Source organism: Aureimonas sp. AU22 (genome assembly GCF_001463745.1).
In the GTDB taxonomy this organism is placed as follows: domain Bacteria; phylum Pseudomonadota; class Alphaproteobacteria; order Rhizobiales; family Rhizobiaceae; genus Aureimonas.
In genome coordinates this window covers 172,369-186,719 of record NZ_BBWJ01000032.1, presented here as the reverse complement: position 1 = coordinate 186,719, position 14,351 = coordinate 172,369, and the positions used below count along the sequence as shown (strand labels likewise).

Below are 14,351 nucleotides of genomic sequence, written 5' to 3'. Positions count from 1 at the left end.
TGGCGTCGAGACGGGCGGACCATGGGGGCGTTTCGTTTCATGCCGATTTCGTTCCGGCCGACGCCTGGGGCGCCGCTTCCGGCGAGAAGATGTATCCCGCCCCGCGCACCGTGCGGATCACGGTGGGATGGGCGGGATCCGGCTCCACCTTGCGGCGGATGCGGGTGATGCGCACGTCGATCGCCCGGTCGAACGGGTCGCTGTCCCGGGCGCTCGCCAGATCCAGCAGCCGTTCGCGCGTGAGCACGCGGCGCGGGTTCTCGGCGAAGGCCTTGAGCAGGCTGAACTCGCTCTGGACGAGCTGCACCGAACCTCCCGCCTCGTCCCACAGGAGCTGTGCGTCGAGATCCAGCCACTTGGTGCCGAAGCGCACGCGCCGCGCCGCGTCCGCCTCGGCGGCGGGCGACGCGGCGACGCTGGCGGCGCGGCGCAGCACGGAGCGGATGCGCGCCAAAAGTTCGCGCAGCTCGCAGGGCTTGGCGAGGTAGTCGTCGGCGCCGAGCTCGAGCCCCACCACGCGATCGACGAGGCTGGCGGTCGCCGTCAGCATGATCACCGGAATGCGCGTTTCCGTCTTCAGGAAGCGCACGATCGACAGTCCGTCCTCGCCGGGCATGTTGAGATCGAGCACCACGAGGTCGGGCGTCTCGCGCATCAGGAGGTCCCGGAACGCGGCACCCCCGTCGCAGGACGCGACGCGAAGCCCGTTCATGGCGAGGTAGTCGCCGATCATCGCGCGCGTCGGCTCCTCGTCGTCGACCACTGCGATCAGGGGTTCGCTCATCGGCATCTCTCAAGGGCGTCCAGGAAGGGGGCTGAGGGGAAGGGTGATGGTGAAGGCGGCGCCGCCGAGCGGACCGGTTTCGGCGACGTCGATCGCGCCGCCGTGCAGATCGACGATCTTGCGCACGATGGAGAGACCGAGCCCGGTGGAGCTTTCTCCGGCCGTCGGCTGGGCGGACAGGCGCTGGAAGCGGCCGAACAGGCGCACGAGGTCCTCCGGCCTAAGGCCCGGTCCCGAATCGCAGACGCGCACGAAGGCCGCATCGCCCTCGCGGCCCGCCGTCAGCTCGATCCGACCGCCGGCCGGGGTGTATTTCACGGCATTGCTGACGAGGTTGTCGATCGCCTCGCCCAGGCGATCGGGGTCGCACTCCAGCGCCAGCCCGTCGGGCACGGACACGGCGAGGACCTGATCCTTGGAGGCGGCCAGCGGCGCGTTCATCTCGGCCGCCGCGCGCACCACGGCGGCGAGTTCGGTGAGGCGCGGATTGACGCGCACGTCCATGGCGTCGGCCATGGCGTCGGATACGGAGAGATCAACGATGCGGGCCATGCGACGCGCGGCGGTGCGAAGGTGCTCGGTCTGCGTGTCGATCGGCCCGCGGATGTCCTCGGGAAGGTCGGCGGCGAGCGCCGCCAGCATCTCGGCCCGACCGAGGATCACGGCGAGCGGGTTCTTCAGATCGTGCGCGACGGTGCCGAGGATCTCGTTCTTGAAGGCGTTGACCCGCTTCAGCTGCCCGCTCTGGATCTCCAGCCGCTCGACCGCGGTGCGAAGCTCGTGTGTGCGCTTGGCGATCTCGCTCTCCAGCCCCTCGTTGGCGGCGAGAACCGCGCCGTGCATGCGGGCGTTGTCGAAGGCGGCGGCGAGCTTGGCGCAATAGACCGACACGAGCGCGCCTTGCGTCGGGTCGAGCGGCTTCTCGGTGTCGAGCACGACGAGGATCTCCGCCCCGCCGGCGGTGCGCACGTAGAGATGGACGCGCCCGTCGCGGTGTTCCGGCTGGTGCCATTCGGCTCCTTCCGCGATGAGGGCGGCGAGGTCGAGCCCCTGCCCTGCCTCGAAGCTGCCGAGGCGGGCGAGCACGGTCGGCTCGCCACCGCCTTCCTCGCGCAGCACCAGCATGCCCTCCGATTCCAGCGACAGAAGGGCATTGAGCTGCAGGAGGACGCCGCGCGCGAGATGGGTGAGGGAGCGTTCGCTGAAGAGGTCGCTCGACGCTCCGACGATCAGTTCCAGCCCGGCGCGCATATCGTCGAGCTTCTTGAGCTGCTCGAAGGAGCGCAGTGCTGCGGTGATGGTGGTGAACAGGCGGTCCGCGGTGAGTTCGGTCTTGGCCTTGTAGTCGTTGATGTCGAAATCGACGACGACGTCGTGTTCGGGCGCCTGCCCCGGTTGGCCGGTGCGCAGGATGATGCGCACGAGTTCGTTGCCGAGTTCCTCGCGGATGGCCCGGGCCAGCCGGAGCCCAGCGTCGTCGCTCTCCATGACGACGTCGAGAAGCACGATCGCGACGTCCGGATGGGCGCGCATCTGCGCCAACCCTTCCGCCCCGGAACGCGCGCCGAGGAGCTCGAGACCCCGCCCGTGCAGACGGAAGGCATCGAGCGCGAAACGCGTGCCATCGTGGACCGCGCGGTCGTCGTCGACGACGAGGAGCTTCCACGGCGCAGGCGCGGGCAGCGCCGGCGCGCGCTCGCCCGAATCGAAGCTCATCCACTCGCCCGTCATCGCCCCTCCGCGGCGGCATGGGTTCCCCAGGGGCATCGGTCAGCGGCGCGCCGGTCCACGCCGGCATGCCGCCAGATGCGCGTAGAAAGCGTAGTCGAATTCGCAAGCGGAAGCCAAGCTCGCACCGGTCCGGCGCGAAGGCTCCGCACTCGGCGAGCCCTGTGACACATGCCGTTCCATCCAGCGGGCGACGCGAAACGGGCGTGCAAGACGACAGTAGACGTTGCGGATCATGGCCGGCCCCCGGAAGCCATGGGGCGTACGTCCTGCACGCCCCGGTGGTGGTGCTGGATAAGGGGGCGATGTTTCGGGCGTCGGTCGGGAACAGGAACGGTGTTTCGCGATTGTTTCGCCTTTTGCGCTTTACCCGGCCCGGATGCGTCGTCGACGGCATCCAACGGAGCGAGCCGACCAACCGCGAGGGAAACGAAGGATCAAGCGAAACGAGATCGCTTTCGCTCGCAACATCGGCGGCATCGCGACGCAACGGGTCGTCCCTAGACCTGCCTCCACTTAGAGACGCCGGGCCTGCCGCGTCTCCCGCTTGGAGCTGCCTGCCGTGACCTCGTCGTTCGAAACCGCTCTTGCCCTGTCGCCTCAGATCGGGGCCAGCGCGCTGACCCTTCTCCTCGCGTCCCTCGCCCGCCGCCTCGTGCCGGCCGGACAGGACCGGGCGAGACGGCTGTGCGGGCTCGGCGCGGCGCTGGTGCTCGGCCTCGTGTGGATCGGCGAGTTGCAGTCGCTGCTTCTGTCCCTGACCGCGGTGGCGATGGCGGTCGTTCTGGCGACGAAGGAACTCATCCAGTGCGCGACCGGGGCCGTGGCCGGACGGATCGGCCGAAGCTACGCCGTCGGCGACCAGGTGCAGCTCGACGGCGTGTCGGGACGGGTCCTCGCCGTGAACTGGCTGACCACGACGATTGCGGAGAGCGATGCGCGCGCGCACGGCTCGCGGCAGACCGGTCGCCGGCTGGTGGTCCCCAACAGCCGCATCTTCGCCGGCGGCATCCATGTGGAGGCTCGCACGCCCGGCGTCCGGCACCATGCGTTCTCGCTCACGCTGGAGGCGACGGTTCCCCTGCGCGACCTCCTCGCGCTGGCGCATGGGGAAGCGACCGAGTGCACCCCATCCGGCGCGCCCGCCCCGTCGGTCGCGCTCGCCACCACGGAGTTCGGCAAGCCGCGCCTCGACATCGTCCTGTTCTGCGCGCCGGAGGAGGCGGCCGGTGCCGAGCGGCGGATCGCGCTCGCGGTGCTGGAACGGGCGGCGGGCGAGACGCGGGGGCGGGCTGCCCTGTCGGTGGTGCGGGACCGGGCTGCCTGAGGGCGGCCCCCCCCTCAGAACTTCAGCCAGAGCGCGGCGATGAGGCCGCGCTCGTCGAGTGCGTTGCGGCCGGCGACCGCACCCCAGCCGCCCGCCTGCACGGCGACGGCCGGCGTCAGGTCGTAGACGGCGCTGAGTTGCAGCTTGTGCTGGTCATACCCTTCCAGCCCGTCCGTCGGCAGGCCGACCACCGAGAAGCTCTGCGCGAGGACGAGGAGGTCCGGTCGGGGACGAAGCCCGAGCGTCAGGTCGCCCCGCACCTCGTCCGCCGAGGTCGCACCCGCCGCGCGGTAGGCGCCCTGCGCATCGACATAGGCGGGCAGGCCGGCGAGCGTGAAGCCGTAGCCGGCGAGAAGGCGACCCTCGATCTCGCCGACCAGAAGTCCGGCACCGCCTGGATCGAGCGCCGGATCGGCCTCGGCGATCCGAAGGTTGGCTTCGGCGGAAGCGACGAAGCCGCCGCGCTGCAGGAGGCGGAAGCGTCCGCCGATCTCCGACACGCCGAGCCCCGTTTCGTCGTCCTGCGTCTCGAAGCTGAGGTGCCGCAACTCGGTTCGGCCGCGCAGCGTGAACCGATCGGTGATGCCGTACTCCGCCAGAACCTGGATTTCCGCCTTTCGGAAGCCGGAGACGGGCGCGCGTCGGCGGTTGTCCGCGAAAGCGCCGCGCGCCTCCGATCCGCCGACGGTGACGATGGCGAGGCCCTCCCCCTGGCCGAGGGTCCAGGCACCGGCCGCAGCCGGGGTCACGCCCAGGAGTTGAAAACAGGCGACAACGGCTAAAGTGCGCAGGACATCGCGAAACCCCGGTGTACGATACATCGTCGGCACTGTCGGCTTCCCCGAACCGTCAAAATTGCACATAGAATTGCAATCAGAAGTTTAATCCTTCGTTGAGCCTGCCGCACAAGGCGCGCCGCACCGGCGGCATGCCCTTCTTTTGCGCGGCGTCCTGGTCTAGAGGCTGTCACGAATCGCGGTCAGGCGTTCCGCCGACCGATCCTCGACACGCGCCGGGAGCCGCCGCCATGACCGACACCGCCGCCATGCAGGCCAATCTTCTCGCCGAGGCCCTGCCCTTCATGCAGGCCTACGAGAACAAGACCGTGGTGGTGAAGTACGGTGGCCATGCCATGGGCGACCAGGCGCTCGGCCGCGCCTTCGCCCGCGACATCGCCCTTCTCAAGCAGTCGGGCATCAACCCGATCGTGGTCCACGGCGGGGGACCGCAGATCGGCGCGATGCTGGCCAAGATGGGCATCGAAAGCCGGTTCGAGGGGGGGCTCAGGGTGACCGACCAGAGCACCGTCGAAATCGTCGAGATGGTTCTGGCCGGCTCCATCAACAAGGAGATCGTCGCCCTGATCAACGCCGAGGGCGAATGGGCCATCGGCCTGTGCGGCAAGGACGGCAACATGGTCTTCGCCGAGAAGGCCAAGAAGACCTATGTCGACCCGGATTCGCGCATCGAGCGCGTGCTCGACCTCGGCTATGTCGGCGAACCGGTGGAAGTGGATCGCACGCTTCTCGATCTCCTGGCCCGCTCGGAGATGATCCCGGTGATCGCGCCCGTTGCGCCCGGCCGCGACGGGGCGACCTACAACATCAACGCCGACACGTTCGCGGGCGCGATCGCCGGCGCCGTCCAGGCCGCGCGGCTCCTGTTCCTGACGGACGTGCCGGGCGTCCTCGACCGCAACGGCGAGCTGATCAAGGAACTGTCGGTGGCGCAGGCCCGCGCGCTGATCGCCGATGGCACGATCTCCGGCGGGATGATCCCGAAGGTCGAGACCTGCATCGAGGCGATCGACCGGGGGGTGCAGGGCGTCGTCATCCTGAACGGCAAGGTGCTGCACGCCGTGCTTCTGGAACTCCTGACCGAGCACGGCGCGGGAACGCTGATCGTTCCCTGACGGCATTCCGGCGGCAACCGGGGACGCCGGCCAGGCGGCCGGCGCATGCGAGGGAACAGCCCTCGCTCGCCGGCGGATCGTCAGTCAGGCATATCTTTCACCTTGTCTGTCATCGCCGCGTCGGGTACTGCGGGGCCCAAGCGTAACGCTCGTTACGCCTTCCCGCAGCACCGAAAGCCACTGCCTTGACCGCCGTCCCCGCATCCGCCGAAGGCTCCGCGCCCGTCAACTCGCGCGCCCGCATCCTGTTCGCCAGCCTCATCGGCACCACGATCGAGTTCTTCGACTTCTATATCTACGCCACCGCCGCCGTTCTGATCTTTCCGCAGCTCTTCTTCCCGTCGGCGGATCCGACCTCGGCGACGCTGCAGAGCTTTGCGACCTTCGCCATCGCCTTCTTCGCCCGGCCCGTCGGCGCGGCCGTGTTCGGCCATTTCGGCGACCGCATCGGGCGCAAGGCGACGCTGGTCGCGGCGCTGATGACGATGGGCGTCTCGACGGTGGCGATCGGTCTCCTGCCGACCTATGCGAGCGCCGGGGTCCTCGCGCCGTTGCTTCTCGCGCTCTGCCGCCTCGGCCAAGGTCTCGGGCTCGGCGGCGAATGGGGCGGTGCGGTGCTGCTGGCGACCGAGAATGCGCCGCCCGGCAAGCGCGCGTGGTACGGCATGTTCCCCCAGCTCGGCGCGCCGATCGGCTTCATCTGCGCCACCGGCTCGTTTCTGATCCTGTCCGAGGTCCTCTCCGACGCGCAGTTCTTCGCCTGGGGCTGGCGCATCCCCTTCGTGGCCTCGGCGCTTCTGGTCTTCGTGGGCCTGTGGGTGCGCCTCAAGATCCACGAGACACCGGCCTTCCAGAAGGCGATCGAGCGGCACGAGCGCGTCAAGGTCCCGCTCCTCGCGGTGCTCGGCGAGCACAAGGGTCGGCTCCTCGCCGGCACCTTCGCGGCGCTCGCGACCTTCGTCCTGTTCTATCTGATGACGACCTTCGTCCTGTCCTGGGGCACCTCGGCGCTCGGCTTTTCGCGCACCGGCTTCCTGCCGATCCAGATGCTCGGCGTCGTGTTCTTCGGGCTGGCGATCCCGGTCTCGGCCGTGATGGCCGACCGCATCGGCTCGCGCGCGACGCTGCTCCTGGCGACACTCGGCATCGGCCTCTTCGGCTTCCTGTTCGAGCCGCTGTTCGGCGTCGGCAGCGTCGGCAGCGTGGTCGCCTTCCAGATCATCGGCTTCGCCCTGATGGGGATGACCTACGGCCCACTGGGCACGGCGCTGTCCGATCTCTTCCCTACCGCCGTGCGCTACACCGGCGCCTCGCTCACCTTCAACTTCGGGGGCATCGTGGGTGCGTCGCTGGCGCCCTATCTCGCCACGCGCCTCGCCACGGACCATGGGCTCGCGGCGGTTGGATACTATCTCTCGGCGGCGGCCGTCCTCACAGCGCTCGCCCTCTTCGCGACGCCCCGCCGCGCCGAGTTCGAAGGCGCTTGAGCGGAGACGGTCCGGGTTCTGCAGGGATCGTCCGGTTGACGTCGCGGCCCTTCGCATGCGCAAAGGAGCCATGACCGCGAACCCGACGATCCAACGCACCCGCGACGCCAACCCCGCCGACTTCGCCCATGTCGACACATGGGTGTTCGACCTCGACAACACGCTCTATCCGCGCCGCACCGACCTGTTCTCGCAGATCGATGCGCGGATGACGGACTACGTGGCCGAGCTCCTTGCCGTGCCGCGCGAGGAGGCCCGGGTCGTCCAGAAGGACTTCTACCGGCAGTACGGCACGACGCTGCGAGGCTTGATGGAGGTGCACCGGATCGACCCGGACGCCTTCCTCTCCTATGTCCACAACATCGACTATTCCTGGCTCACGCCCGACCCGAAGCTCGGGGACGAGATCGCCGCGCTGCCGGGCCGCAAGTTCATCTTCACCAACGGCGACCGGGGCCATGCCGAGCGCACGGCGCGCCAGCTCGGCATCTTCGAGCATTTCGAGGACATCTTCGACATCGTCGCCGCCGGCCTCGTTCCCAAGCCCGCGGCCGAGACCTACGACAAGTTCATGGGCCTGCACCGGATCGACACGACGCGCGCTGCCATGTTCGAGGATCTCGCGCGCAATCTCGAGGTTCCCAAGCGGCTCGGCATGCGCACCGTCCTGATCGTGCCGGAGAATTTCGAGACGACGCTCGGCGACGCCTGGGAGCACGAGGGCCGCGAGGGCGAGCATATCGACTTCGTCACCGACGATCTCGCCGGCTTCCTCGCCCGCGTGCGCGGCGCCTGAAACGAGCTATCGTCTCGGCGATCGCAGGATGGGAGAAGGCCCCGGCGCGAGGAGCGCCGGGGCCTTCAACGATTCCTCGTGCCGATCGTCCGGCCAGATGAGGATCAGGACGTCGTCCTGCCCGTGGTATCGGTGCCCCAGCTGCGCGACCCGCCGATCTCGCCCGCCGCCGATCCGACGCCGGTCGTGTCGGTCGCCCCGGTGCCGGCATAGGAACCGGTGCCGGACTGGACGCGAAGGTTGTTCTGGACATGCGTCACGCCGGACACGCGTTCGGCGAGGTCCTCGGCGCGCCGCTTCTGGTCGCGGGTCGGCACATGACCCGACAGCGTCACTTCGCGATCCTTCACGCCGACCTCGACGTCCGAGGCGTCGATGTAATGATCGTCGGTCAGGCGGTCGTTGACGTCGTCGCGGATGCGCTCGTCGGACCGGGTGTAGCCCTTCGGCCCCCGCCCGCCGAACTGACGATCCGCCTCGCGTCGGCGCTCGGCGTCGCGATCGCCGAACCAGGAGGCGATCTCGTCGCCCGCCCGCTCCACGAAACCGCGCTCTTCGCCGCGATAGCGCTCGTCACCGAAGTTGCGCTCGCCCTGATCGTAGCCGCTGGTCTGCCGGGAGCGGTCGCGCGCGCCGTAGTCGTCGTAGGACGATCCGCCGGCCCCGTACTCGCTGCGCCGGCCGTATCGGTCGCCGCCATAGCTGCCGCGCGTGTCGCGATGGTCGCCGCGCCCGAAGCGATCGTCGAAGGCGCCGCTGGAAAACGACGGGCCGTAGCCTCGCGTGTCGCGCGAAGCATAGCGGCCCGAGTCGGACTGGTCGCGCCCGTAGCCGCTTTCCGAACCGGTCCGCCCATAGGCCTCGCGGTCCCATTCGCCATAGGCGTCGCGCTCGCCATAAAAGGCACGGCGACGTGCGTCGCGCTCTCCCATGCGCCCGCTCCGCTCGTCCTCGTTGCGCGCACGGCCGCGATCTCCCGGTGTCCTGTGGTCGCTCATCCGATCTCTCCCATGAACGCCTGCACCGACGCGAAACGCCGGGCGAGCAGGCTGTAGGCATGGCTAACGAAGCGTCGCGGCGCGTCGTTCCACCGGAGGCCGCAGGGATCGATCAGTCGCCCAGAAGCGAGCGGCCGGGGCTGGCGAGGGAGCCGGCGGGAGTGGAACCGCTCCGCGGAGGTGCGCTGCGATCGGAGGGCGCGGCGTCGAGGCCCGCCCGGTTCTGGCGCAGCACCGCGTCCTCCGTCCATTCACCGTCAGCGCCCTGCCCGGCCTTGGCGGCGGCGCGCGCGGCGGCGCTCTCCGGGTCGCTGTCCGACGGCGGCCGACGCTCGCGCGTCTCGTCGGCGGGAATGCTCTCGGCCACGTCCATCGCCTGCTGCCGCCGCATCATGTCCGAATCGGTGTCTTCGCCGCCCATGGATCCGCTCCTGCGAGAAAGGTGTCGGGGCGAAACGGAAGCGGCGCTGACGAGGTTCCTGCGTTCAGAACCGGTAGAAGGCGCGGATCGTTTCCCAGCCTTCCTCGGCCGTGTCGACCATGCGGAAGAGATCAAGGTCGTCCGGGGCGATGGTGCCTTCTTCCGCCAGGAACTCGAAATCCACGAGGCGCCGCCAGAACTCCCGGCCGAAGAGCAGCACCGGAATGCGCGCCATGCGTCCGGTCTGGATCAGGGTCAGCGCCTCGAAGAGCTCGTCCAGCGTGCCGAAGCCGCCGGGGAAAATCGCCATCGCCTTTGCCCGGAAGAGGAAGTGCATCTTGCGCGTGGCGAAGTAGTGGAAGTTGAAGCAGAGCTCGGGGGTCGCGTAAGGGTTGGGCGCCTGTTCGTGCGGCAGGGTGATGTTGAGGGCGATCGACACCGCGCCGACATCCGCCGCGCCCCGGTTGCCGGCCTCCATCACGCCGGGCCCACCCCCGGTGACGATCACGAACTCCTTGCCGCCCGAAGTGTTGGCCGAGTGCTGCGAGGCGACCTGCGCGAAGCGCCGGGCCTCCTCGTAGTAGCGGCTGTTGGCCTCGAGCCGCGCCTTCTGCCCCGCGTTGCGCGCCGCCCAGGCCGCCTGGCCGGGCTCCGGGATGCGCGCGCCACCGAACAGGACGACCGTGGACAGGATGCCCGCCTCGATCAGCGCCAGTTCCGGCTTCATCAGTTCGAGCTGCAGCCGCACGCCGCGTGTTGCCTCGGCGGTCAGGAAGTCCGGGTCGTCGTAGGCGAGCCGGTAGGTCGGCGACAGTGTCTGGGGCGTACGTGGCTTCGCCGCCTGGCGCCGCTGGTCGTCGCCGGCGGAGGGAAACGGCACCCAGGTCCCTTCGGGCGCAGCCGGGCTTGCGCCGCCGCTCTTCGGTTCGTCGTCCATCATCGCCAGCGTCCTGCCATGTGTCTGGAGCGACGGGTTTAGAGACAGTTGCCGGACAGGGGCAAGCCTTGTGCCCCCCGTGGAGTGCCTCTAGAGGATGCGCGACCCCCCTTTGGCCGCCCAACCGGAGACGATCGCCCATGTCCGCCGCCCCCCACGCCGACCTCGAACGCACGATCGAAGCCGCCTTCGACGCCCGCGACACCGTTTCCGCGACGACGGGGGGCGCGGTGCGCGAGGCGGTGGACACCGCGCTCGGCCTTCTCGACCGCGGCGAGGCCAAGGTCGCGACGCGTGGAGGCGACGGCGCCTGGACCGTCCATCAGTGGCTGAAGAAGGCCGTGCTCCTGTCGTTCCGCCTCAACGACATGGAGACGATTCCGGGCGGCCCCGGCGGCGCGCCGTGGTGGGACAAGGTCCCCTCGAAGTTCGACGGTTGGGACGAGGGCCGGTTCCGCGAGGCCGGCTTCCGGGCGGTGCCGGGCGCCATCGTGCGCCGCTCCGCTCATATCGGCCGCAACGCCATCCTGATGCCGAGCTTCGTCAATCTCGGCGCCTCGGTCGGCGAAGGCACGATGGTGGATACCTGGGCGACGGTGGGCTCCTGCGCGCAGATCGGCGCGCACGTGCACCTGTCGGGCGGTGTCGGCATCGGTGGTGTCCTGGAGCCGCTCCAGGCGGGCCCGACGATCATCGAGGACAATTGCTTCATCGGCGCCCGCTCCGAGGTCGTCGAGGGCTGCATCGTGCGCGAGGGCTCGGTGCTCGGGATGGGGGTCTTCATCGGCCAGTCCACCCGCATCGTCGACCGCGAGACCGGCGCCATCACCTATGGCGAGGTGCCGCCCTATTCGGTGGTGGTGGCGGGTTCGCTCGCCTCCGCGAAGGCGATGGGCAACGGCGAGCCGGCTCCCGCCCTCTACTGCGCGGTGATCGTGAAGCGGGTGGACGAGCGCACCCGCTCGAAAACCTCGATCAACGACCTCCTGCGGGCCTGAGACGCCGACCCGATACAGAGACGAAAAAAGCCCGGAGCGCACACCGCTCCGGGCTTTTTTCTGAACGAACGTCGAAGCTCAGTTGAAGCCGAGGCCGCCGGCCGGAGCCGGGCTCGCCGGGGTGCCGGCATCGAAGGCATCGCCGAAGCGACCGACGTCGGGGGCCTCGTGGCGCACGACGCGTCCGCCGACCATCGAGCCGACGCCGATCGAGCCGTCGGCGCGCTTTGCCGCGGCACGGGGCATGTTGTCGGCAACGCGCACGGGACGGGCGACGGGCAGCGGCGCGGCGGAAGCGGGAACGGACAGGACCGCGGCGGTCGCCGTGGCAACCGGGGCCTCCGCCGGCGCCATGGCGACGGCTGCGGGCGCCCCGTCCTTTCGGGCGGCAGCGGGCTGCGCCGAGACTTCGCGGGCGATCAGGCCGGAGCGCACGGTGGGCTCGACGGCAGCCACCAGGGTCGGCGCCTCGCCGCCCATCGCCGGCGACTTGCGGGCGCGGATCGCGGCCATGTGGCGCTTGACGTTGGAGCAGTAGACGCTAGCGGACTTCGACATCACCGTGGTGCGGTGGCCACCCTTATATTTCATGGCCGTCTGGCAGACGTCGCCGTTGCCCTGCTCGTAGGCGCCTTTCAGGTAGCGCATGCCGTAGCGAAGATTGGTCTCGGGATCGAGAAGGGCTTCGGCCGAGCCCTGGAAGCCGAGGCCGCGCGCGGTGGCCGGCTTGATCTGGGACAGTCCGTAGACGCCGGAACCGCGGGCGCGCGGGTTGTAGTGGCTTTCCACCCGCACCACCGCATAGGCCAGTTCGCGGGGAATGTCGTTCTCGTCGGCGGCCTTCTCGATGAGTTGGTCGATCTTGGGATCGCCGGTGATCGTGTCGCCGACGGCGCGAGCCGCCTCGCGCACCGTGCGCGCCCCGGCGGAGGCCACGGCCACCGCGCCCGAGCCGACGGCCGAGGCGCTGGCGACCACGGTGTCCTTTGCGGCGACGACCCCGCCCTTGACGCTGTCACGCGCGGCCACGGCGGTGCCGAGGGCCTTTGCGGCAAGTCCGGCTTCCGCCTTCGTCTCGGAAGCGGCCGCGCCGGCCTCCGTCCTCGGCTGCGCGGCGGAGTGGATGACGCGCTCGCCCTTGGCCTCAGCCACCAGCAAGGGCGCTGCCTTGGGACGACCGGTCGGCAGGATCACCCGCGTGGGGCCTGCGTCGTTCGACGCGATCTCGACCACCTTCTGGGCGGGAGCCGCCGCGGCGTCGGCGGCCTTGATGTCCTGGGCCGTCTTCGGGGTCATGTCGGCGGTGCCGGCCATCCGGTCCCCGTCCGAAACGCAGGCTGACAGGATCAGCGGTGCAAGGAGCGCCAGTCCGGCGACTGAAACCATCCGGCCGGAACGCACACACGCGCCCCGGGCTCCTTCGGCCCGCTGTTCAGTCATGCAAGGTCCCCACAGCCGTTTCCCTCGACCTCGTCCTTGCCCCTCCAAACCCGGCCGAAACGTGGCAGGAATGGGGGAAAGGTTACGAAGCGTTCACGAAGGTTAGCGCAACGTGACCGAAAAACACCACCCCGTCGAAGTTGGATTTGCCGGCTTGGAGCAAGCTTGACAGATTCCAAACATCGTCCGGCCACACTATCCAACTGAATCCACGGGACGATTCGAGCCGTTCGAGATGCGACGAATGGTTCCCAGCGTGGTGGAAAAATCGTTCCAGAACGCGCCACCCGAGGTTAAACCGATCTCCATGACACCCTTTGCGACCGACCCCGCCGCGATTCTCCAGCGCCTCCTGCGCTGCCCGTCCGTGACGCCGACGGAGGGCGGAGCGCTCGGCGAGTTGGCAGCGATGGTTGAGCCATTGGGATTTGCCATCCAGCGTCCGACCTTTCGCGAACCGGGCACGCCTGACGTGGAAAACCTCCTCGCCACACGCGGCACGAGTGGTCCGCACCTGTGCTTTGCCGGCCATACGGACGTCGTGCCGCCGGGGGCCGAGGCGGACTGGCGCCATCCCCCCTTTTCCGGCGCGGTGGAAGCGGGCGAGATGTTCGGGCGCGGCGCCGTGGACATGAAGGGCGGCATCGCCTGCTTCGTGGCGGCCGTGGCGCGCCTTGCGGACCGGGGCGCCCTGCCGGAGGGGTGCATCTCGCTCCTGATCACCGGCGACGAGGAAGGGCCGGCGATCAACGGCACGGTGAAGCTCCTGGCCTTCGCCGAAGCGGCAGGCGAGCGCTTCGACGCCTGCCTTGTCGGCGAGCCGACGAACCCGCAGAGCCTCGGCGACATGATCAAGATCGGTCGGCGCGGCTCGCTGTCGGGGCGGCTGGCGCTTGCCGGCACTCAGGGCCACGTCGCCTATCCCCATCTCGCCGACAACCCGGCACGCCGGCTGGCGGCCGTCCTCGACGCCCTGCACCACCCGCCGTTGGACGAGGGCAGCGAGGCCTTCCAGCCGTCCAATCTCGAAGTGACGAGCGTCGACACCGGCAATGCGGCGACCAACGTCATTGCGGCGCGCATCGACGTCGCCTTCAACATCCGCTTCAACGACCGTTGGACGCCCGAGACCCTGAGGGCCGAGCTGGTGCGGCGGATCGAAGCGGCGCTCGGAGGCAAGCCCTACGAGATCGTCTGGCGCGAGCCCGTTTCGGACGTGTTCGTCACGGCCGGGGGCCCCCTCACCGCCGCGCTCTCCGCGGCCGTCGAGGCGGTGACCGGCCGTAGACCCGCACTCTCCACCTCGGGGGGCACGTCGGACGCCCGTTTCATCAAGAACCATTGCCCGGTGGTGGAATTCGGCCTTGTAGGTGCCACCATGCATATGGCCAATGAGAGGGTCGCCCTCTCGGACCTCGAAACGCTGACGGCCATCTATGAAACCTTCATTGCCCGCTGGTTCGCCGCCCAGTCCTGATTTCCTCCCGACCCTTCCGGAAATCGGACGCTATTTCACCGGCGCA

Annotated in this window: 13 protein-coding genes; 6 read left to right on the top strand and 7 right to left on the bottom strand. The window is 69.3% G+C overall.

Annotated features, from left to right (window positions below; genetic code table 11):
- Nucleotides 1-37: 37 nt before the first annotated feature.
- On the bottom strand, nt 38-790 hold the full coding sequence (locus AUL34_RS11500) for a response regulator (protein ID WP_061933856.1): 753 nt from the start codon (nt 788-790) through the stop codon (nt 38-40).
- 3 nt (nt 791-793) lie between these two features.
- Nucleotides 794-2,515, bottom strand: a complete 1,722-nt coding sequence (locus tag AUL34_RS11495; protein ID WP_061933854.1) for a DUF3369 domain-containing protein — start codon at nt 2,513-2,515, stop codon at nt 794-796.
- Nucleotides 2,516-3,074: 559 nt separating this feature from the next.
- On the opposite strand from AUL34_RS11495, the gene AUL34_RS11490 reads away from it, so the two are divergent.
- Nucleotides 3,075-3,839 carry a mechanosensitive ion channel family protein gene (locus AUL34_RS11490; protein WP_061933852.1) on the top strand — a complete coding sequence of 255 codons (765 nt, stop codon included), beginning with the start codon at nt 3,075-3,077 and terminating at the stop codon, nt 3,837-3,839.
- Nucleotides 3,840-3,853: 14 nt separating this feature from the next.
- Here the strand turns inward: AUL34_RS11490 and AUL34_RS11485 are convergent, their stop codons facing one another.
- Nucleotides 3,854-4,660: a hypothetical protein gene (locus tag AUL34_RS11485; RefSeq protein WP_061933850.1), complete on the bottom strand. Its 807-nt coding sequence runs from the start codon at nt 4,658-4,660 to the stop codon at nt 3,854-3,856.
- A gap of 206 nt (nt 4,661-4,866) precedes the next feature.
- Between AUL34_RS11485 and argB the strand changes: the two genes are divergently transcribed.
- The 3 genes from argB to AUL34_RS11470 all read left to right on the top strand — a co-directional run bounded on the left by argB (nt 4,867) and on the right by AUL34_RS11470 (nt 8,034).
- Complete coding sequence (gene argB / locus AUL34_RS11480) at nt 4,867-5,751, top strand: acetylglutamate kinase (protein WP_061933849.1); 885 nt, start codon at nt 4,867-4,869, stop codon at nt 5,749-5,751.
- A 185-nt stretch (nt 5,752-5,936) separates the two neighbouring features.
- A complete protein-coding gene (locus AUL34_RS11475) occupies nt 5,937-7,238 on the top strand; it encodes an MFS transporter (RefSeq protein WP_061933847.1) in 1,302 nt (433 codons plus the stop codon).
- Between the two features lie 70 nt (nt 7,239-7,308).
- Nucleotides 7,309-8,034, top strand: a complete 726-nt coding sequence (locus tag AUL34_RS11470) for a pyrimidine 5'-nucleotidase (protein WP_061933929.1) — start codon at nt 7,309-7,311, stop codon at nt 8,032-8,034.
- Nucleotides 8,035-8,138: 104 nt separating this feature from the next.
- On the opposite strand, the gene AUL34_RS11465 is transcribed toward AUL34_RS11470, so the two are convergent.
- The 3 genes from AUL34_RS11465 to AUL34_RS11455 form a co-directional block, all read right to left on the bottom strand.
- Nucleotides 8,139-9,032, bottom strand: coding sequence for a BON domain-containing protein (locus AUL34_RS11465; RefSeq protein ID WP_156420890.1), 894 nt, complete (start codon nt 9,030-9,032; stop codon nt 8,139-8,141).
- A 112-nt stretch (nt 9,033-9,144) separates the two neighbouring features.
- Nucleotides 9,145-9,453 (bottom strand): hypothetical protein, encoded by a 309-nt coding sequence (locus AUL34_RS11460; protein ID WP_061933843.1) that lies wholly within the window; start codon nt 9,451-9,453, stop codon nt 9,145-9,147.
- Between the two features lie 64 nt (nt 9,454-9,517).
- Nucleotides 9,518-10,393 carry an LOG family protein gene (locus AUL34_RS11455; protein ID WP_370539041.1) on the bottom strand — a complete coding sequence of 292 codons (876 nt, stop codon included), beginning with the start codon at nt 10,391-10,393 and terminating at the stop codon, nt 9,518-9,520.
- Nucleotides 10,394-10,530: 137 nt separating this feature from the next.
- Here AUL34_RS11455 and dapD point away from each other — a divergent pair, with 137 nt between their 5' ends.
- On the top strand, nt 10,531-11,388 hold the full coding sequence (dapD, locus tag AUL34_RS11450; protein WP_061933841.1) for a 2,3,4,5-tetrahydropyridine-2,6-dicarboxylate N-succinyltransferase: 858 nt from the start codon (nt 10,531-10,533) through the stop codon (nt 11,386-11,388).
- A 78-nt stretch (nt 11,389-11,466) separates the two neighbouring features.
- Here dapD and AUL34_RS22580 read toward each other — a convergent pair whose 3' ends face one another.
- Nucleotides 11,467-12,774: a lytic transglycosylase domain-containing protein gene (locus AUL34_RS22580; RefSeq protein WP_061933839.1), complete on the bottom strand. Its 1,308-nt coding sequence runs from the start codon at nt 12,772-12,774 to the stop codon at nt 11,467-11,469.
- Nucleotides 12,775-13,135: 361 nt separating this feature from the next.
- Between AUL34_RS22580 and dapE the strand changes: the two genes are divergently transcribed.
- Nucleotides 13,136-14,305, top strand: coding sequence for a succinyl-diaminopimelate desuccinylase (dapE, locus tag AUL34_RS11440; RefSeq protein ID WP_061933925.1), 1,170 nt, complete (start codon nt 13,136-13,138; stop codon nt 14,303-14,305).
- Nucleotides 14,306-14,351: the final 46 nt, after the last annotated feature.